17 protein-coding genes are annotated in these 20,421 nt (G+C 65.0%); all 17 read left to right on the top strand.

From position 1 onward, the window contains the following. The first annotated feature begins 849 nt into the window (after positions 1-849). Positions 850-1,170 (top strand): type VII secretion target, encoded by a 321-nt coding sequence (locus tag KXD98_RS27920; protein WP_069406285.1) that lies wholly within the window; start codon positions 850-852, stop codon positions 1,168-1,170. Between the two features lie 49 nt (positions 1,171-1,219). Further along, the gene (locus KXD98_RS27915; protein WP_236439829.1) at positions 1,220-2,980 is read left to right on the top strand and encodes a PPE domain-containing protein; all 1,761 of its coding nucleotides are present in this window, start codon (positions 1,220-1,222) and stop codon (positions 2,978-2,980) included. After that, positions 2,964-3,359 (top strand): hypothetical protein, encoded by a 396-nt coding sequence (locus KXD98_RS27910; protein ID WP_069406287.1) that lies wholly within the window; start codon positions 2,964-2,966, stop codon positions 3,357-3,359. Before KXD98_RS27915 ends, KXD98_RS27910 begins: the two co-directional genes overlap by 17 nt. A 2-nt stretch (positions 3,360-3,361) precedes the next feature. Continuing rightward, positions 3,362-3,730, top strand: coding sequence for a hypothetical protein (locus KXD98_RS27905; protein WP_236439831.1), 369 nt, complete (start codon positions 3,362-3,364; stop codon positions 3,728-3,730). 750 nt (positions 3,731-4,480) lie between these two features. Further along, entirely contained in the window at positions 4,481-6,781 is a 2,301-nt protein-coding gene (locus tag KXD98_RS27900; RefSeq protein ID WP_236439899.1) for a hypothetical protein, read from the top strand. A 424-nt stretch (positions 6,782-7,205) separates the two neighbouring features. After that, a complete protein-coding gene (locus KXD98_RS27895) occupies positions 7,206-7,499 on the top strand; it encodes a hypothetical protein (RefSeq protein ID WP_236439833.1) in 294 nt (97 codons plus the stop codon). Between the two features lie 17 nt (positions 7,500-7,516). Beyond that, a complete protein-coding gene (locus tag KXD98_RS27890) occupies positions 7,517-8,908 on the top strand; it encodes a DUF4226 domain-containing protein (RefSeq protein WP_260765580.1) in 1,392 nt (463 codons plus the stop codon). A gap of 47 nt (positions 8,909-8,955) precedes the next feature. After that, positions 8,956-10,131, top strand: a complete 1,176-nt coding sequence (locus KXD98_RS27885; protein ID WP_260765579.1) for a transglycosylase SLT domain-containing protein — start codon at positions 8,956-8,958, stop codon at positions 10,129-10,131. Then, a complete protein-coding gene (locus KXD98_RS27880) occupies positions 10,131-11,213 on the top strand; it encodes a hypothetical protein (protein ID WP_236439837.1) in 1,083 nt (360 codons plus the stop codon). The genes KXD98_RS27885 and KXD98_RS27880 overlap by 1 nt, the downstream gene beginning before the upstream one ends. A 2-nt stretch (positions 11,214-11,215) precedes the next feature. Continuing rightward, positions 11,216-12,763: a type VII secretion protein EccB gene (gene eccB / locus KXD98_RS27875; protein WP_260765578.1), complete on the top strand. Its 1,548-nt coding sequence runs from the start codon at positions 11,216-11,218 to the stop codon at positions 12,761-12,763. Continuing rightward, the gene (locus tag KXD98_RS27870) at positions 12,760-13,908 is read left to right on the top strand and encodes a cell division protein FtsK (RefSeq protein ID WP_236439842.1); all 1,149 of its coding nucleotides are present in this window, start codon (positions 12,760-12,762) and stop codon (positions 13,906-13,908) included. Before eccB ends, KXD98_RS27870 begins: the two co-directional genes overlap by 4 nt. Beyond that, on the top strand, positions 13,909-16,902 hold the full coding sequence (eccCb, locus tag KXD98_RS27865; RefSeq protein WP_236439843.1) for a type VII secretion protein EccCb: 2,994 nt from the start codon (positions 13,909-13,911) through the stop codon (positions 16,900-16,902). It begins immediately after the preceding gene. Between the two features lie 151 nt (positions 16,903-17,053). After that, positions 17,054-17,365: a hypothetical protein gene (locus tag KXD98_RS27860; RefSeq protein WP_069407201.1), complete on the top strand. Its 312-nt coding sequence runs from the start codon at positions 17,054-17,056 to the stop codon at positions 17,363-17,365. An 18-nt stretch (positions 17,366-17,383) separates the two neighbouring features. Next, complete coding sequence (locus KXD98_RS27855) at positions 17,384-18,628, top strand: PPE domain-containing protein (RefSeq protein WP_069407202.1); 1,245 nt, start codon at positions 17,384-17,386, stop codon at positions 18,626-18,628. A 91-nt stretch (positions 18,629-18,719) separates the two neighbouring features. Then, the gene (locus KXD98_RS27850; protein WP_069407203.1) at positions 18,720-19,025 is read left to right on the top strand and encodes a hypothetical protein; all 306 of its coding nucleotides are present in this window, start codon (positions 18,720-18,722) and stop codon (positions 19,023-19,025) included. A 47-nt stretch (positions 19,026-19,072) separates the two neighbouring features. After that, the gene (locus KXD98_RS27845; protein WP_069407204.1) at positions 19,073-19,357 is read left to right on the top strand and encodes a hypothetical protein; all 285 of its coding nucleotides are present in this window, start codon (positions 19,073-19,075) and stop codon (positions 19,355-19,357) included. A gap of 132 nt (positions 19,358-19,489) precedes the next feature. Beyond that, positions 19,490-20,365: an ESX secretion-associated protein EspG gene (locus KXD98_RS27840; protein ID WP_236439847.1), complete on the top strand. Its 876-nt coding sequence runs from the start codon at positions 19,490-19,492 to the stop codon at positions 20,363-20,365. Positions 20,366-20,421: the final 56 nt, after the last annotated feature.

The following is a 20,421-nucleotide window of genomic DNA, read 5'->3' as shown; positions in this document are numbered from 1 at the left end:
CCAAAATCGGTCTCAGGCAATTCGGTTGTTACGGGTCTCTGAACGGAAGTTGGCGCTTCAGTTCAGGTTCGGATATCCCCGCTTCGGCGGGGATTTCCGGTTTCTGACCCTGCTTCGTCGTAGGCTGCGGTGCAGCGCCTGACGCGTCAGTGAAGTGCTAGGTCTGTCTCCTTACGCTCGTGTTGACGCCGAGTTTGTCACGAGATGCCGGTTAAACCGGTCAGACACGCTGGTCATGCCCCTTGTTTGTCGAGCGGATGCCCATCAATGGCCTTCCTTCCAGTTCCTCGCCCGGCTTTGCAGGCTCCTGCGCGTCGTGTCAGCCGACGGCAACAAACAAGCTGCGGGGCGGCCCTGCGGCCCGAATTTCACCGCGCGGGTACGCCTGGAAACGTGTGACGTCGGCGGTGTCTGGCAGCTAAGCCGCGGGTCGTCAGCTGACACAGCGAGTCGAGTTCCGAGCAGCGCACTGACGTCCCGTGTGACCTGCCGGGATGCGCGTCCCGGGTTAGCACATCGGACACGTCCCGTACCTCCGCCACCACAGGCCCGACGAAGCTCTGATCCGCCGGTCGCGGTGGGCGAGCCTGTGATCGCTGTCCGGGCGGGCTCTCTGCCCTGCGCCCAGCTGCCCTGCGCCCAGTTTCGTTTGTAGGTCCTGCGCTGGAGATGTGGCATTTGGATGCTTGAACGCCCTTTCGATCCGAAGGCGACATACCCTGTAGTTACTTCTCGCGCTGTAAGAACTTCTCACGTGGTTCCTTGCGTCCGATGGGACGTACAGTACACAATAGAGCAGTTCGTGAACACTTTAAGCACATACACGCACGGTTCAGGAGAGGCGAAGCGATGAGCAGCACCCAGAAGATCAGCTTGGACCCCCAGGCTGCGGCAGCGCTGGCTGACCGCTACGACCGCTACGCCGAGGAGTTGGAGCAGTACGTGGCCTCGACCCAACCCGATATGGCGCAACTGAGCACCCAGTTGGGGCCGATCTATGCGGCGTTCATTCAGGCCAAGGCGTTCGAGACGACCGAGCGTGCCCTCGGCTACGAGCGGGTCATCGCTCAATACCGCGCTCACGCGCAGAAGTTGCGCAACCACCGCAGTGGGTTTGAGATGGCCGACGACGACACCGCCCGCGCTATCGACGCAGCAGTACAAATCTGACATCGTGCATTGGGTATCGGCGTGGTGACGGACGCGGGACAGGGTTGACATGGTTGACATTTCGTTCGATCCCACCGCCCTGGTTGCCCACGGCCGCGACCTGGCCGATGACGCGGCCAGCCATCCTCCGTCGTGCACGGGCTGCCAGCCAGCAGCCCCCGACGAAGTGTCGACGGCGGTGGCCGCCTCGTTTACTGCGTGGGCCACAACGTTGGAGTTGCTCGTCGCCCAGTCGGTGGCACACCGGGTGGCCGGCGGGCTGGCAGTCTCGGCGACCGGTGTGGGGCTAGATCAAGGCGACTCCGAGGCCGCCGCGGTGATTGCCAGCTATGGGCAGGCACCGCAATCCTCGCCAGCTCCCGTGCTTCCCACCGCCGGTACACAAACACCACCGCTTCCGGTGGCTCCTGCGGTGCCTGCGGTTCCGGCAGCGATGCCAGCAGAAACATGGGCGTCATTCATCCATGGCGGCCCGGGCTCGGAGCCACTACGAACGTTGGCCACCCAGTTCCGCACCGCCGCAAGCGAGTTAGAGAAGCAAGCCGGCGAAACCGAACGGGCCGCACGAGGTGTCGATGCGAACTGGAACAACGGGGATCAACCGGCCGGGCGCAATCTCGCTACTCATGCGTCGTGGCTGACCGATGCGGCAAGCTACGCCAAAACGCTGGCTACATCGGCAGACTCGGCGGCGAACACCGTCGATAACGCCAGGACCGCGACACCGACACCGGAGACATTTCAGACACTGCGCCGCGAGTACCAGGCAGCCCTGCAAAAGTTCAATGCCAGCGCTGGAACCGTCAGTGAACCGTTGGTCATCGCGAAGACCAACATGTCCACAGCGCAGGCTGAAGCCCTGGCCGCACAGACCAGCTATGCCACGGCAGCCAATGTCGATACGGGCACCGTTCCCGCGCCACCGCCCGCACCACCGCCGATCGTTGGAGAAGCACCGGGGGGCGAAAACCCCGAGCAGCCCAAAGAGTCCACTGACGAAGCCGACGATCAGCAGCAGGACGACCAGCCAGAACAGATCGAGAAGATCACGGAAGGTCCCGCGGCCAACAAGGCAGGGACCGACGGCGACTCGGCCATGAACGCCGAAACCGATTCGTCTGCGCCCTCACCAGGAGAAGTCGCCGCCCTGGACGGTGCATCTCCCAGCGATCCGGCCGCGGCTAGCCGCGCGATGGCGCCGGCTTCCGATGCCACCGCCGGGACCGCCGGTGCGGTCCTGGGCAGCATCCTGGGCACGGTGGGACAAGCGGCGTCGGGCATGATGCCCGGCGGCGGGGGAGGGTCCCCGTTATCGGCGCTGTCAGGACTTTCAAGTATTCCGGGCATGGGAGGCCTCCCTGGTACCGGTGGCACAGACATGGGGACCCCGCAGGACATGGGCTTTGATGATCTCAGCCCCGACGAATGGGGCACGACGCCGGCCAGCAGCGGCGGGGGAGGTGGCGCGGGCGGGCTGCCCGCCGGCGGTCCGTCAAGCTCAGTGTCGGCCGCGGCACCCGGTGCAGGCGTTCCTGCCCCCGCTGCCACCGCCCCGCCCCCCTCAGCAGGAGCAGCGGCGACAGGCCGCGTTGGCGGGCCGATGGGCGGCATGATCCCGCCGATGATGGGCGGCATGGGCGCCAACAACTCTGGCGAGCGAGATACAGACCTGCACCCCGACAAGCGTGTCGTACATCGCGAACACGTCAACACTGAACCGGTGTTCGGGGAGTTGGAACAAGTGCGGAAGCGTCCTGGGCGGCGGAAGTCGACCAAGACTCAGGAGGAGACCGATGGCGACACCGATTAATCAGGCCGCTGAAGCGGCATTAGCACCGCTGAACAAGATGCTCGACGCGATCTATGCATGGGACGAAGAAACTGACGCGTTCCTGTCCAGCACCGGCGACGATGACGACATCATCGTCGTCCACGACTCCCGAGGCCGTCTCATCGACCTCGATGTTCGCGAAGGGCTCCAACAAGAACTGACCATCCAGGAACTCAACGAGCAGATCAGCGACGCACTGGCCTCTAACGCTCGCCGGGCCGCTGACGGCATCGACGCCATCTCCGAAAAACTGTTCGCCGAATGCGCCAAGATCGCCTCACCGGAACTGCTCAAGCACCCCGTGGCCGACCAACTCGCCAAGGCGCTCAAGAGCCCGAACAGCGAACGGAGACAATAGAAATGCCAGCAGTACCTTCCTCCTCGGGCCAGTCAGCCGACAACATCGAGGTGAAGCCGCAGCAACTGGCCGCTGACGGTGCGAATACCGTTGCCGAAGCCGCCAGCGTTGTCGCCTCCACAGCAGGCACGATGGTCGGGGCGGCGGCTACGGCCTCCGGTGTCGCGCCTAACGCGGTGTGCGTGGCCATCACTGCAGCCATGAGTCCCTGGCCGGCCCAACGGGCTCTCTGGGAAAGCCAGGCCGCGGAGCTCGCGAGCCAGACCGCGGCCACCGACTCGACCTGTGCTGCAACGACGGAGGCCCAGGATGAACAGAACGGCGCCGATATCGCTGCCTCCGTGGCCGGCCCTCCCGTCTATTCGGTATGAGCGGCGTTTCAGCCAGGGTGTCGCGCTCCAGCAGTAGGCTCTAGACCACACCCCAGACCCAGGAGATAACGATGAGCCACCCCATCACCACCGGGCCCGGCGGGGGGCCAGCATACGGGTCGGGCTACCAGCCCGCCGTTGAAGGGACGCACTACCAACCGCTCCCCTCATACGGAGTCGCCCCTCCACCACCAGCACAGCGACGCGGTGTACTCATTGCTGCCATAGCCGCTACCGCACTGCTCTCCGCTGGGATTGGTGCCGCGGTGGGAACGGTCGTCGCCAACTCATCCGCGCCGGATACTTCCATGGCGGCACCGCCCGCTCCGACTCCGGGCACTGCGACAGATACTGGCGCCAGTGGTCACGCCCAAGACGTCGCGCTGTGCACACGCTACGCCATCGTCAACAGTGCGATTCCAAAGCCGTACGACAATGCGATGGACATTCTGCCTGCGGCGGCTGCTTTGCAGGCGTCGTTAGAGGAATACGCAGGGGCGAGCCAGCCGGTGCGGCAAGCAATTTCAGATGTTGTGTCCGCCTACTACGCCCGTATGGCAGTCTTCGGCGGTGTCAGGGAAAGGGGTCTAGCCGAGCCCCCTGACGACGATAGGCAGGCCGCACAGGCCGCATATGACCGGGCCTGGGAAGTCTGCGAGCTCGGCGCAGGATGACGGGTAGCGCGGAGACGACGTGGCTGCAGTAGGAAATCCAGGAGACCTTCAGCGGCCGACCGGGGCCGCCGCTGAGATGGCGATCGGTGAGTATTGGCCTGACATCAGCGAGACGTCCATTCAGGACGTCGCCGAGGAACAACGGGCCGCCGCTACACGCTTTTCCACCTACGGTGAGACCCTGCACCAGAAGGTCACCAATAGCCCCGACCTCTTAGAAGGGCAAAGTGGCATCGCGCGGGTTCAACGTCTCAAGAAGATGCGCAACCACGCCTACGACGCCTCTGACCAACTTGAGTCCACAGCCGTCACCGCCGAGTCCTACAAGAGCACCGTGGTCGGCCTCAAAATGGACCTCGCACGCATCGGTGATGCTGCCCAAGAAGCCTGGGAGAGCGCACAAAAGAGCAAGGCGGCGTTTTCTGTTGCTCCGTACAAAGCAGAGGCCGCGACCGTCTTCAGCACCGCACTCGGAGACATCGCCAGCGCACCGGCCCCCTTGCCCGGACCCGTAGAAGATGGCTCAGCCACTCCAGTCGATCACAAGACCCAAAAGGACGAACGAACTACCGAAAAGGAAGACACGGGTGCCGAGGAGAAGGCAAACACGCCAGACGAATCCGCGTCAGGGCAAGTGGATAAGAACATCTCTGAGGCGTCAATGCTGGACGGGAGCACACCCGACATAGAGAGCACTGGGCAAGCTGATGCGCCCATAACGGAGGCTCCTGCTCAAACTGTTCCCGATCCCGCAGTAGCTGCAATGTCGCCCGTTTTAGGTGCACCGACGACCGGTTCACCCGGCATGCCGACCTCGGGAGCATCGTCTGCGGGGAGCGGCCTGGGCGCGATACGGCCGCCGCAGATGCCGTCGGGCCTGAACGCGCTAGGCGGGAATTCGTTGAAGGATGCGGCGACGGCTCCGGCGTCGTCGATGTCGGAGGCATTTAGCAGTAGTAGTCCGTTGTCGAGTGCTGCGAGCAGCTTTCAGTCGGGTCTGGCATCAGGTATGGGTGCCTCCGGTGCTGTCTCTCCGACCTCAACTCCACCGTTGGAGAAATTCGCTGCGCAGCATCCTTCGGTGGCTTCTGTTGGGGCGCCAGGCCCGCAGGGTCCGGTGGTTCCCGCTCAGGCGACGACGGCGCCTGCACCGAGCGCTCCACCTCATGTAGGCGGTGGTGGTGGCGGCATGGCACCGATGGTGCCACCGGCCGGTGGCGGCGGCGGGTTGGCTCCCTACGTGCCACCCGGCGGGGGCGGTGCGGCGGTGCCGCCGGCTGGCGCGGGCACGGTGCCGTCTGCCGCTCAGTCTGCGCCGCCGCCGGTCGCCCAGCCGTCTCAGCAGGGTGGTGGTGGCGGGGCGCCGCTGGTGGCTGGCAGTTCCGGGGCAGGTGTTGGCGCAGTCTTGCCGGAAGCGGAGCCCAGCGCTGAATTGGTGCTGGCGCGACGGGTTTTGGACGGATTGGTGCGCGGCACTGAAGTCCGTGAGGACTTGCTCAATGGCGGTTTCGTGCAGTGGGCAGTGTCGGTGGTGCACCTGCCGTCGGGGCCTTCGGTGTCAATTGCATCGAGTGCAGGGGGCGGCGCGTATGTGCCGCCGGGAGTCTTCATTCCCAACTCGGCGCATCTGGCGGTCTTTGATGAGTTGTTGCCGCAGAGCTGGGCGAGCCGGTTCATGGGGGTTGAGCAGCCGACGGCGGTGTTGGCGGCTCACGCCGAGGAACTGTCTCGGCACGTTCCGGGCGCACGTTGGTCTGCATTGGTGACGACGGAGTTGGGAGTTGCCCGTCCGGCGGGCTGGCCGGAATTCGAGACTGTTCGTGCCGTGGACATTCTGCATACTCCGGGAGAAGCTCCGGGCGTCGGCGGCGGTTACGTGCATCGGTTGATGACGGTGGATGTGCCGGCCTGGCAGAAGGTGCAAACCGTGCTCCAGCAGGGGCTGGGTTTGCAGGCTGCCGGGACGATCACCGAGGGCGTCTTGGCTGCCGCGGCCGCGACTCACAGTCCAATGACGGGCGTGCACGGCCAGGTCCGGTTGATCGAGCAGTACGACGTCGATCATGTGTTGGAGCCGTTGCGCAGTAGGACAGCCGTGGACTGGGATGCCCATCATCACAACGTGCTGCAGCGCCACAACTCAGCGGTTTTGCACCCGAGTATGGCCGGGGCGGTACTCGACGCTGACGATTCGGAGGTATCGCAGGCTTCACGCCAGGTCTACGCGCACTTCTACCGCGCAGGTCTGATGATCGAATTACTCCGGTGTTGGCGGGAGCAACCCCCGTCGCTCCCCGACATCGTGTACTGCGCGAAGATCGCCGGCTTCGGCCACGTTGTCGATGCCGTGTTGGCACCGCCCCAGCAGCAGAGGTGAGCCCGTTCCCAGAGATGGCCGATTGCGGCCGAGGGGGTACTGGCACGCTGCGAGGACGGTGTACTTCCCCAGCGCACCCGCCACCCAGTAGGTGCTCGGGCTGGGCGTCACTTCGCGACGTCGTGGCCAGGACTGCGTGGATGTGCCTCAAGTGCTGTCATGCGGATTCCGTCGCGGAGTCGGGTCGTTTCCTCGAGGCAGTACCAAAGGCTGCGGCCCCTGAACTGGGCAAACGCCACATCCGAGCATGAAATGACAGCGCGGATGAGAAGGTGACACCGGATCTGAGACCCTCTAACCACACCAAACCCGCAGCAAATTGCCTGAAGTGTTCACGAAGTGCGCCACGGACTGACTCATCATGTATATTGTGTCTATCAACACGCGGGTCGGGTGACTTGGGTGTCGGTGTGGAAGGGGAACCGTGACTGAGCAACAGGCGTCAGGAGCTGAGACGGTCGACGATCTCGCCGCGCGGGTTGCAGCAACGGCGATCTCGGCGAAGCGCACCGTGTTTGTGCAAGTTAACGCACTTGGGTTCGTGTGTGGCGTGGTTTTGAAGCCCGAGGCACGCAATTGGGATGCGGTGACGCTGAATAACCGGGTCCGCAAGGTGGCCGCGGTGGCACACGATCGCTACCTGGCCAACCTGGGTATCGAGGGGACGTATCCGACGCTTGACGCGGTAGCTGCCGCCGAGCGTGCATTGGCCTTCTAGCTACGAGGAGTAGTTGCATGTCGTGGGACATTGTCGGCAAAGCCGTCGAGACGGTTATCTCGAACGCCATCGGTGGAATCATCCGGCTCGGTCCGTTGCTGACGGTGCCGTCGTTGCCGGCTTCCTCGGGACCAGGACAGTCGGGCGGGGCTGATAGCCCGCCGCCTCCGCCAGCGCCGCCAGCGGAGGCCGAAGGGCCGGCGGCCGAGGCCGCCAAAGAGGAAGCCCGGCGGATGGGCGAGATGCTGGAGCAGTTGGTCGAACTCGACAACGCCGGGATCAGCGTTGAAGACGTGGCCGCTGCCGGGGAGGCCGGGCGCAAGGAGCTTGAGGATATTCGCGCCGATGTGAACGCCAAGATCACCGAGATGAAGGCCGACGGTTCGCTGTACACCGTGGAGGGCCAGAAGGCGTTGATGGAGTTCATCAAGACACGCCTTGAGGAGGCCAAGGACATCATCGAGAAGGCCGCTGCGGATTCCGAGGACAAGGCTGCTGAGGCTGAACAGAATGGCAATAACTACGGCGGTGTGGGCACCCCTGTCGATGGGGGAGGCTCGCACGATCACGGCGCCGCGAGCGGCAATGATGCTGCGGTAGAAGATGATTCCGCTGAGGAAGCCGCGACGACGCCAGCGGGGATACTTGGTCAACCGGGTCTGGGCATGGGTATGCCGATGGGCGGCGGCATGCCGCTGGGCGGCGGCTTACCTGGCTTTGGTGGCGGCGGGGGTGGGCTCCCCGGTTTCGGTGGCGGTGGGTTGCCGTCGGGCCTGATTGAGCCGTTGGCGGCGGGTTTGTCTGGTCTTGGTGAGCAGGAGCCGGTGGAACCGCTGGAGCTCAAAGACGACGACGCTCATGGCCCAGACGATGCCGAGGGTCCCGAACTCAAGGATGAGCACGGCGGTCCTGATGGTGATGCGGCTGCCGAGGACGCGGGCGATGCCGCAGCGGCTGAGGACGATGAAGCGGCGCAGACTCAGGCCGCTGCTGCAGACCAGTCGGGGCAGCAAGCCGAGACGCTGGAGCCGCCGGCCAAGTCCACCGATGTGCAGTTGCCTGATGAATCGGTGACCGAAGCTCGCACAGCGCAAGGTGCGGCGGCGGTGCGGGCGGCCCTCAACGGCACCCCGGTGGCTGAGGCATGGCAGCAGGCCGCTGGTGTGGCGTTGCCGCCGGCGGGCACGCCGGTGACCGAACCGGTCCCGCCCACCCAGCTCAAGGCCGGTGATGTGGGCATGTGGAAGGACCACATGGTGATGGCGTTGGGCAGCGGCAAGGTGTTGGTGTCCGGGCAGGTGCAACCGTTGGAGAGTGTGAGTTCTGGCCCTGATTTCTTGGGATGGTTCGATCCGACTGCCGCAGCTGGCAAGACGGGGTCGCCTACCTCGGCGCCCACCGCTGACTGAGTATGAGGGCGTGTGACCAATGCTGACCCTGCCGAAGGCCCACTGACATGTCGGTGGAGGGGTTTGTGCGTGCGGCCGGGGGTGTGATGGGGCAGGCGCGGGATGGGTTCGGGACCGGGGTCGGGGTGTTGTTGCCGGTGCCGCCGTTGGTTCCGGTGCCGCCGCCGACGATCACTCCGGGTGAGGGCCAGGCCGCTGACGGCCAGCAGGACGCCGCCTCGCAGGCCAATAACGCCACCGCAGCGTTGAGCAGTCTCGATGACACCGGTCGCGCCGACCTCGACGCGTCGGTGGCCTCGGCTGCGGGGGGCCGGGTGAATATGGAGGCGATCATCGGTCAAGCGGTGGCCGATGTGCACGCTCTGGGGTTGAGCACCGGCACTCCGGAGGGCAAGCGAGCGCTGATCGCGGCGATCAAGACTCGGTTGGAGGAGACGCGCGGCACGGTGGAAACCGGCAGCGGCGAGGCGGGGACCCATGCCGCGGCCGCGAATGCCAACGCCGCCGGGTACGGAGATGTCGCTGGCCTGACCCGGCCGGCGGGGATGCCCGCCAACCCGCTGGGCGCCATGCCGATGGGCGGCGGGATGCCGATGGGCGGTGGGATGCCAGCCGGTGGTGGCGGAATGCCCGGATTCGGCTCCCCACTGTCCGGCTTGTCCGGCCTGACCGCACCCTTCACCCAAGCCGCCAAGTCCGTCAGCGGTGGGGGCAGCGGTAGTGCCTCGGACGGCGCGGGGCGGCCGAAGGCCGCCGTATCGCCGGCGGCGAAGATCCCTCTGAGTGCGGTGCGCTATGACCGTCAAGACTTCCCGATGGGCAAGGACGCCTACCGCAAGTACATCAGCGAGGCTCTCGATGTCATGGGGGTCGATGATCCAAAGGCGCGGGCCCGGTGGACGACCGGACTCATGACGGCTGCGGCGCGGGAGTCCAGTTTCAATCCGCTGGCGGTGAACACCTACGACATCAACGCGACTCGCTTGTCTGGCAGTGGACCCGACGGGTTCCCGGCGGGGTCGTCGCGTGGCGGCGTGCAGACGATTCCCGAGACCTTCGCCAGCTTTCATCAGCCGGGGACCTCAACGAACATCTATGAGCCGGTGGCCAATATCTGCGCCTCGATGAACTACGTGATGAGTCGGTATGGCGTTGATCCCAGCGGTTCGAACCTGTCGAAGGTCGCACAGTTCAACCCGAATTCGGCGGGCGGTGGTTACTGATGTCGGTGGAGGGGTTTGTGCGTGCGGCCGGGGGTGTGATGGGGCAGGCGCGGGATGGGTTCGGGACCGGGGTCGGGGTGTTGTTGCCGGTGCCGCCGTTGGCTCCGGTGCCGCCGCCGACGATCACTCCGGGTGAGGGCCAGGCCGCTGACGGCCAGCAGGACGCCGCCTCGCAGGCCAATAACGCCACCGCAGCGTTGAGCAGCCTCGATGACACCGGTCGCGCCGAACTCGACGCGTCGGTGGCCTCGGCTGCGGGGGGCCGGGTGAACATGGAGGCGATCATCGGTCAAGCGGTGGCCGATGTGCACGCTCTGGGGTTGAGCACCGGCACTCCGGAGGGCAAGCGAGCGCTGATCGCGGCGATCAAGACCCGGTTGGAGGAGACGCGCGGCACGGTGGAAACCGGCAGCGGCGAGGCGGGGACCCATGCCGCGGCCGCGAATGCCAACGCCGCCGGGTACGGAGATGTCGCTGGCCTGACCCGGCCGGCGGGGATGCCCGCCAACCCGCTGGGCGCCATGCCGATGGGCGGCGGGATGCCGATGGGCGGTGGGATGCCAGCCGGTGGTGGCGGAATGCCCGGATTCGGCTCCCCACTGTCCGGCTTGTCCGGCCTGACCGCACCCTTCACCCAAGCCGCCAAGTTCAGCGATACCGGCAGCGGCACCACCAAACTCGCCTCGGCCGCGACCGCAGCCCTGGATACCGCTGGGGCGGGGAAGGCCGACGAGAAGGGCCTGCAGAAGTACACCAAGTTGATGAACCGCGCGATCTCGAACGCTTTTCCCGAGATCAGGGAAATCGGTGGGGTGCGGCCGGATTCGCTCAAATGGCATCCGAACGGATTGGCCTTGGATGTGATGATCCCGAACTGGGATACCCCCCAGGGCCGTGAACTGGGGAATCGAGTGGTGAACTTTCTGATCCGTCATCAGAAGCCGCTGGGGTTGGATCACATCATCTGGCGTCAGCAGACGATCCAGCCCGACGGCAGCTCCACGATGATGGCTGACCGTGGCGACGCGACCCAGAATCACTTCGACCACGTCCATGTGGTGTCCTTGGGAGGGGGGTTCTAACTGTGCAGGAGTCGGAAAACAGCCACCGGGCCGAGCGCCGCCGCGGTGGCACCGGTCTGACGTACGCGTCCCTGGAACAGGTCGCTGCCTGGCGGTTTCTGTGGCATCGGATGGCGGTGGCAGTGGCCCGCCACTCGGTTCGGCTGGTCCACGATCCATCGAAGAACTACGGTGCGGCGGCCACAGTCGGAGTGGTGATCGGAGCCTTGGCGCTGGGAGTGTGCTTCGTGTTGGCCTGGCTGCGTCCGGCCGGGCAAATCGGCAACGCCAAGCTGGTGGCTGATCGCGGCAGCGGCGCCCTCTACGTCGATGTCAACGGCACCATGCACCCGGCGCTGAACCTCGCCTCGGCGCGGCTGATCCTCGGCCAGGACGCGTCCCCGACGCTGGTGCCGATGGCGCAGATCGAGCAGCGCCCGATTGGTCCGACCGTCGGGATCGCGGGAGCCCCCAACGATCTGGTGGCGCATACCCCGACCGAGACCGGGTGGGGATTGTGCGACACCGTCGGCACGCCGGGAAGGCTCGTTGTTCCTCGGGTGACCGCGTTGACCGGGTTGCCGGAGTTGGGTGAATGGGCCCACGAGATGCACTCCCCGGAGGCGGTGCTGATGTCCTACGGCGGCAACAACTTCTTGGTGACCGACGGGCATCGGTCCATGCTCGACTTGGCCGACAAGCCAGTCATGCTCGCGTTGGGGTTGCAGGCGGGCAATCTGCGACCTACGCCGATGTCACGGGCGCTGTATGAGGCGTTGATTCCCACGGCTCCGCTGCGAGTTCCCGATGTCCCCTCGCCAGGCGGTCCAGTCGGATACGCCTCGACGGCGCTGCCGGTGGTGTCGGGATCGGTGATCAAGTCCCAATCCGCAGCCGGTACCGACCAATTCTTCGTGGCGTTGCCGGCGGGCCTGCAACTGATTCCCGAAACCGTCGCGCTGATGTTGCATAACGCAAACGTGTCGGGGAAAGGCAAGGTTCTCGATGTGCCCGCCCCGGTGGTCACCGCTGCTCCGCAGGCCGTCGGGTTCGACATCACGATGTATCCCAACGGGCCGATCAAACTGTTGGACAAGGCCGCCGAACCGGTCACCTGCGTGCTGTGGCGCAAGGATTCCGGGGCACCGCAGGCCACGGTGACCACCGTTTCGGGGCGGCGGTTGCCGATCCCGCAAGGCGATGAGTCGCGAGTGATCAAGATGGTCTCGGCGCGATCGGGCCAACAGTCCGCCGACGAGGTGTACCTGGGGCGGCAAAGCGCGAACTTCGTTCAGGTCACCGGTGTCGAACCGGACTCCAAGCGCAGTGAGTCGCTGTGGTGGATCGGCCAGAGCGGGGTGCGCTTCGGTATCGAGACCTCAGATAAACAACAAGATCCGCGTTCGGCGTTGGGCATCAAGGACTCGACGCCCACCCCCGCCCCGTGGGCGGTGGTTCGCTGGCTTCCGGCGGGACCAGCGTTGTCGCGGCAAGCCGCGATGGTCGAGCACGACACGTTGGCGGCCAACCCAGCAGCCGCACCGATGCGGGAGAAAGGCGCAGGGCAATGACAAAGAAGGGTTTCGACAAGGAGAAACCGCCGGCACCGATGCTGCCGACACGTACCGTTACGATGCCCGAGATCGGGGAAATCTCCCGGCCGCCGCAGCCTCGACCGCCGGTCTGGGTGTGGGTGCTGGTCTTTGTCGTCGCGGTGATCGTGTTGCTGGTCATCATGATTCGCACCGGTGCCCGCTCGATCGGATTGGGCGGCATGATCTTCATGCCGCTCATGGCGTTCTCGCTGTTGATGATGATGCGTAATCGAGGTAGCGGGGCGAATGAGAAGACCAAGCCGGCCGCGCTCAACCAGACCAGGGTGGACTATCTACGCAATTTGGATGAATTGCGCGACGAGGTGGCAGTCGGAGCCAAGGAGCAGGCTGCAGAAATCTCCTACCACCATCCCGACCCGTGCAACGGGTCACTGCTTACTGTGGTGGGCACCGGGCGCATGTGGGAGAGACGTCCCACCGACCGGAACTTCGGCCATGTGCGGATCGGGCGGGGTATGACCGGGCTCAACACCATCATCAACCCGCCGCAGAAGGTTCCGCCGCCGGAGTACCGAGAAACCTCGACGGCGATTGCTGCGCGAGATTTCTTGTTGGAACAGAACGTTGTGCACGATGTTGGCCGTCCGCTGCATCTTTTCGACCAGATCGGGTGGGCCTTCTTTGCCGAGGAGGACCAACGGCCGCTGGTGCAGGGCACGTTGCGGGCACTGGTCTGCCAATTGTGCGTGTTTCACGGTCCCGACGTGGTGCGCCTGGCGGTCATTACCGATGACCCAGCGGCCTGGGATTGGGCCAAGTGGTGGCCGCACATTGCTGACCCTGAGTTGGTCGATGCGTGCGGGCCGGCGCGGATGATCTACAGCGATGTAGGGGAGTTCATGGAACGCTTCGGCGAGCAGTGGCGCAGCCGCTCCCTGTGGTCACCGCCGATGGAGGGTCAACCCCGCGCTGATGACCATTGGGTGATCGTGGTGGACATGCCCGGCGCCAACTGCGCTCCACTGTTGGGGAGCTCCGGTTTCGCCGGGGTGGCGGTGCTGGAGGCCACCAATGACTACTACTCGCCGCTGGCGACCTCAGCCACCGCGATGAAGTTCGATGCCGTCGGAAATCTGCTGCGGGCCAGGGAGGTTGTCTAGATGGTTCGGGTATCGCCGGTGGTTGAAGCCGGCCTTGCGTTCGCGGCCGCACCGGACGTCATGCCGTTGGTGGAGGCTGAGGTGTTGGCCCGTGCGGTGGCCGCCTGGGAGCCCGAGGATGCCGCGACCCGGTTCGTGGCCGAACGTGCCGCCGACGCGCGGGCGGGACAAGATTTCCTGGACTTGTTTCAGATTGAGGATGCCCGCGTGTGGGATCCGCACGCGCTGTGGTCTCAGCAGACTGTGACAAGCCGACTGCGCGCTCCTTTGGGGAAGAATCCCACGACCGGTAAAACGGTGTGGCTAGACCTCAAGGAAGGCGCCGAGGGCGGCATGGGGCCGCACGGCATGCTGACCGGGGCCACGGGGTCAGGCAAGTCGGAGACTCTGGTGTCGTTCTGCTTGGGGATTGCGATGCTGCACCCGCCTGAGACATTGCAGATGATCTTGGGCGACTTCAAGGGCGAGACGGCGATGATGAAACTCGCTGCGCTTCCGCACTGCCAAGGAGTGGTGTCGAACTTGGCCGGATCCACCGCGCGGCTCGACCGGTTCGAAGACATGATCAATGGTGAGACCGCCCGGCGGGAAACACTTCTCAGTCAAGCGGGCTACAAGGACGTCCGCGATTATGAGCGTGCACGGGCCACCACCCGTCCCGATCTGCCGCCGTTGGGGACCTTGCTGATCGTGTTGGACGAGTTCAGCGAACTGCTGCGGATTCGCCCGAAGGTGGCCGAGACATTTGATGTCGTGGCGCGGAAGGGGCGCGGTCTGTGGATGCATATCCTCAACGCCTCGCAGCGCGTGGAGACTGGTCGGATGGCCGGCATGATCGCCCAGCAGACGTACTCGATCGGTTTGAAGGTCAAAGACGCCAGCCAATCACGTGCGGCGATCAACTCCACCCGTGCCTACGAGGACCTCAAGGGCGCACCGGAGGGCACCGGCTTTCTGGTCTTCGACGATGAGCACACCCTGTTTCGGTCGTACTACGTGTCAGCACCCTTCATCCCCCCGGTGGCGGGAAAGCAGCAGCGGCGGCGGCAGGCCGGCCAGTACATCGATCCTCGGCCGTTCAGCGCCGCGATTCAGCCGTTACCGCTGGACATCGAGGTCGGGGAAGATCCGCAAGATAGTGCTGGCGAGGAGATCTCCGCTGAACAGATGAGCGTGGACGCCGACACCGTGGTGTCGGTACTGGTCGAGCGGCTCGCCGCTGCGGGCCGTACCACCCGCGCGATGCACCAGTTGTATCTGCCGCCTTTGGACGAGACCCCGGTACTGGCTGTCGATGATGTGGCCCAGGAGTTCTGGGGACGGGACTGGCTTGATGTCTCACCCGATTCCGGGTTGGTCGTTCCCTACGCCCGAGAGGACGACCCGTTCGACCACAGTCAGAAGTTGCTCAGCGTCGACCTGTCGGGAAGTAAGGGCAACGCCGCCATCATCGGGGCGACGCAGAGCGGCAAATCGACTGCGCTGCAGACGCTTATGGTCAACCTTGCGGTCTCGCATAGCCCTCAACGTGTGCAGTTCTACGGGATCGATCTTGGTGGCGGCAAGCTGCAGAGCATGTCAATGCTGCCGCATGTCAGCGGCATCGCCGGGCAAGGCAACGAGGAACGGATCACGCGGATCATCAGCGAGGTCGAACGGTTGCTTACCGCCCGAGTTCGCAGTTGGGAACTGGCCGGGATCGATCTGGCCGAGTTCCGCGCCCGCAAGTTCGCCGGCAAACCTGGCGAGGTTCCCGAGGATGACCACGGCGACATCTTTTTGATTGTGGACAACCTGTCGGCGCTCAAGATCAGAGACCAGGACCTGTACTCCCGGATCAGCGAACTGGGTGCGTCCTCAGCGCTGAACTACGGGGTCCACCTGCTGATCACCAATGATCAGTGGATCAGCTTGCCCTACAACCTCAATAGCAAGTTCGGCACTCGCATCGAGCTGCGGATGACCGATTACCGCGAATCGGAGATGGGCGATCGGGAACGGGCCAAGACGGTCCCCGACCAGCCTGGCCGCGGGCTCAAGCAGGGTGGGCTGCACTTCTTGATGAGTGCACCTGTGGCCACTGCGACCTATGCCAACTCCTCGGCTGCGCAAACGTACGAGCAGTCCGCGGTGGAAACCACCTGCGGGTTGATCGCGCAGTCGTGGCAACAGCAAGGCGTTCCTGCGGCCCTGCCGCTGCCTGAACTGCCCACCGAACTGGCATTTGACCAGCTTGGCGAGGTGCCAGCGGGCACACTGAAGCTAGGTGTCGGTGAGATCGCGCTGGACACGATCGGAGTGGATCTGACCGCAGCGCCCAACTTCTATGTGGTGGGCAGTAGTGGTTCGGGCCGCACCACGGTGATGCGCACGCTGGTGACAGCGATCCAGCAGACCTTCACCCCCGAACAGGCCAAGATCATTGCCTTCGACCCCGATCTGAAGTTGGCCGCTTACATCGACGCGCCCTATCTGGCAGTGCACGTGGATAACCCGTCGGCCGACGTCGGCGCTATCGCGGCGAGCATCGCTCAGCGGTTCACCACACATCGTCGCCCACCCGAGAACGCCACCGCGTTGGAGCGGGCGCAATGGCGCTTCAGCGGCCCCCGCTACTTCATCGTGATCGACGACCTCAACCTGTTCAATGCGCCCGGTTCCACCACGCAGTCACGGCTGATGCCCGCGTTGGAGCCAGTGATCGAGCGCGGCAGGCAAATGGGCGTCCACATCCTGGCCAGCCTCAACATCTCCGGATGGATGGCAACCAGTGCCCACAACAAAATGGTGGTCGCCATGGACCGTGCGGGGGCGGGAGTTTTGATCCTGGACGGCAGCCCCGCCGACGGGGCCATCGTGGACAAGATCCGCGCCGCACCGCGGGCACCTGGACGCGGTGAACTGGTGTATCGCAAGCTGGGACGGCAACTAATGCAGGTGTCGCTGCCGCCAGCGCGGGAATCTCACCAGGACCATGGGGACGATTCATGGTGAACTTAGTGACAACGTCGGCACTCCGTGGTGGAGTAGCAGAGCAAACACGCAGCCAACACACACCCAACAACCAAAAAGTGTGCAGCAGGTGTTTACCTACTGACTAAATGTGTATTAGTCTGCAGTAGCGGGGAACAGAAGGAGTAACGCAATGTCGGCTTTGTCGATTTTCTTGGAGCCCGGCGGGGTCGCCGCCGCGGCAGCTGCCACTGCCGCGCTGTCGTCGGAGGCCGCCGGTCACACCGGCCAAGCTGCGGCGAGCGCGGCCGTCGTGGAGCCGGGCCTCGATGACATCTCGATCGTGAACGCCGCCAAGATCAGGGCCTACTGCGCCGAGGTGACAGCCATCCTGGCCTCGGCGTCCGCGCAGCAGGCGCTTTACGGCCTGGCCAATAGCAGTGCCGGGGTGATGACCACGGTCAGCGACGCCGCAGCTGGCGCCGTGATCGACTCGGTCATCTAAGAAAGACAGGTTGACGCTATGCCGCCGGGGGCTTATCAAGCCGAACCGCCCGAGTTGACCTCGGCCCAATTCTGGCTTGGCCCTGGAGCCTCGACGTTTTTTGCCTCCGGTGCCAACCTGCAGGCGCTGGCCGGGGCGATCATCGGGATGCTCGGCGGCCACGTCGCGGTCGAGGGGGCCATGGCGGCGAGCTGGCCGTCGCTCAGCGGCGAGATTGCCCGCTTGGCGCACCTGCCGCACTTGGCCTGGTTGGGTTCGGTGGGCGCGATGATCGCCGAAGCGGGCATCGCGGTGGATGCGACCGCTGCGGCGTTTGAAACAGCAAAGTTCAGCACGCCGCAGCCAGGCGAGGTCGCGCTGAACCAGTCCGAACACGTCGCGCTCAACGGCGCCAACTTCCTGGGCATGCTGACCCCCCTGATTCTGGCGAACCGCGCCGACTACGGGCGCATGTGGGTTCAGGGCGTGTCCAGCAAGTACGCCTACGAAGCCGGATCGGTGCCACTGCAGACAGTGCCGCCCTTGCCGCCCCCGCCACCGTCGACGGTGAGCGGATCCGGGGGCGGTTCACCGGAGTCCTTGGAGAAGACGGCTGCCGAAGCTGGTCTCCCGATGGAGGGCATGTTCCAACAGCTGACGAGCATCCTTCCGGCGATTGGGCAGGTGCCGATGTCGGTGATGCAGTCGGCCGGCAGTGGAGGTCCGCTCAAGAGCGTGACCGAGCTGCCCCAGCAGATGCTCGGCCAGCTCGGGTCGCTGGCCTCTGCAACCGACTTGAATCCCGACGCGGGCCTCGATGCCGTCGGCGGGGGTTCTGACTGGGTGACCGCAACGCCCCTGGCCGGGGGTGCGGTAAATGCGTCGTTGGCCGGCGGCGGGGGTGGCGGTGGCCTTGGCGGTGCGGGCACCCTTTCTGCGGCCTCCGCATTGCGCAGCCCCGGTTCCTGGTCCTCAGCGGTCAGTGCCGCGGGATCGGTGGGCGGGGAGGCCACTTCGCGATTCAGCGAGGTTCGCGCCCAGGCGACCACCGTTCCGGCATCAGCCGGTGGCGGTATGGGCGGCATGATGGCGCCCATGGCTCACGGCGCGGCCGCTGCTGGAGCTCAGAACAACAACGAGAACAAGACGGCGCAGACCGATTCCAGCCAGGTTCTGGCCTCTGCTGCCGATCTGTTCCGATCGCCCGATGCCATGCCGGTGATTACCGGGGGAGGGGGCCTTTCCCAGGCCGCCGGTCCCGGAGGCAAGGAGGCGCCGGTGTGACAGGCGAGCGGGAGACCGCCAACGCTGAGCAGTAATCCCAATCCGGCGCTCCGGGGCGGGGGGAAACGAACCAATCTGGAAGGAATTTCGAATGGATATCTTTGGTGATGTCGACTCCATGCACGGCGATTCTTCGGCGCTGTCGGAGAAGGAGGAGCGGCTGCGGTCGATGGTGCAGCAGCTCGGCTCGATGCTGGAGCACGCCTCCACCGGCATGCAAGGCAAGGGCCGCATGGCGCTGCAGCGGGCCGGCGAGGACCTGCAGACCTACGGCAACCAGCAGGCCATGATGCAGGGCGAGCACAGCGAGAAGATGAACACCTCGGCGGCACACCTGACCGCCGGCGACGAAGACGCCGCTGGCTACCTGTCCAGCATCGACACCATGCCGGTGTGACCAGCACCAGCTGACCTGAGCTACACAGACGAGAAAGCGAGCACGATATGACCATCCAGTACAACGTTCCCATCGTTGAGGAGTGCAAGAGCATGCTGGCTCAGTGCTCCGTGCTGACCCAGGAGGTCCACGGGGACGCAATGATGCTCAAGGCCAGGGCCGCCGAGCACTTCCGCGGCGGCGGCGGCGAGGGCTTTCAGGACGACTACACCCGCGTCATGACCTACGTCGAGGGCTTGGCCGAGAAGCTCAAGAATGCCGAAGTGGCACTGGGGATGGGCCTCGATGGGATGGTCCAGAAGGACGCGGCGATCCGGTCGCAGTACGTCTAGGACTCTGTGGCGCGTACGCCAGAGAGGCCCCGTGGCTCGACGACGGCCCGGTCCTGCACCAACTGGCAGGGCCGGGCCGTCGCCGTGACGGGGTAGTGGGGAAGTGGTCGACATAGAAGGCGGGGTATAGCGGTGCGACCGACATTCGTGAACCGGCCGGCACCAACGGTGGCCGGTCCGCAACCAGCCACGTCGGTGGAGTTGACCCGAGATGCGCTGTGGCTTCTGCAAGCACTGTGCGGCGTGGAGCGGATGCCCTCGGTGCTGGTAACCAGGCCGTTCACCGACACCGGAGATCCAGCTGAACGACCCTGGGGACATCCCGGCGTGGCCATTCTGCGCGACAAAGGCCTAGTGTTCGGCGATGCCGTACATCCCCAAGTCCGGATGTGGCTGGAGACGCTGGGAGCACCAGATCTGGTGCTGGCCTGCCTCATTCGACGCGGCGAGAATCATTTGCGCGTCGCCATCGCCCGGCGCGGGGACATCACCGTCTCTGCCATGCAACACGTCGATGACATCACCATCGAGTACCTGGGGCACGCCGCGACGGTGTCGAGTTTGATCGATCGGCTCCTGCCAGTGTGCGGTGCGGCGATCGAGCCCGCACAGTTCGATACAGTGACGGTGCCGACCGCGGGCCTGCTCGATGGACTGGGCAAGGTCGCCCGTGGCGAACACAGCGCAGCGGTGGTGTTCGGCGACCTCGGAATGGACAGTGACCAGTATCGAGTGATCACCGCTGCTGCTGACAACCCGATCATGGAACTGTCGATTACCGCGATGACCCCCGATGAGTCCGGGCAGATCCAAGTGAGCAGGACCGCGGCCACCGTCACCGATACCTCGCAGGGCCGGGTGCTAACTGGGCCTGTGCGCAGCGACAACGGTTCGTGGTGGACGTTAATCACGCCGGGCACGACCCCGGCAATCAAGTCCGCGGTCGCCGCGGTGTTGTCGATGGTGGGCTTCCGCAACTGGGGCGATTCAGCACCTCAACGCCCGTAGCGGCGCTCCCGCGAAGGTGGCTGACCCCACTCAAGGAATGATGACATCGATTACCG

Source organism: Mycobacterium sp. SMC-4 (genome assembly GCF_025263265.1).
In the GTDB taxonomy this organism is placed as follows: domain Bacteria; phylum Actinomycetota; class Actinomycetes; order Mycobacteriales; family Mycobacteriaceae; genus Mycobacterium.
This window is presented reverse-complemented; position numbering and strand designations above follow the sequence as displayed.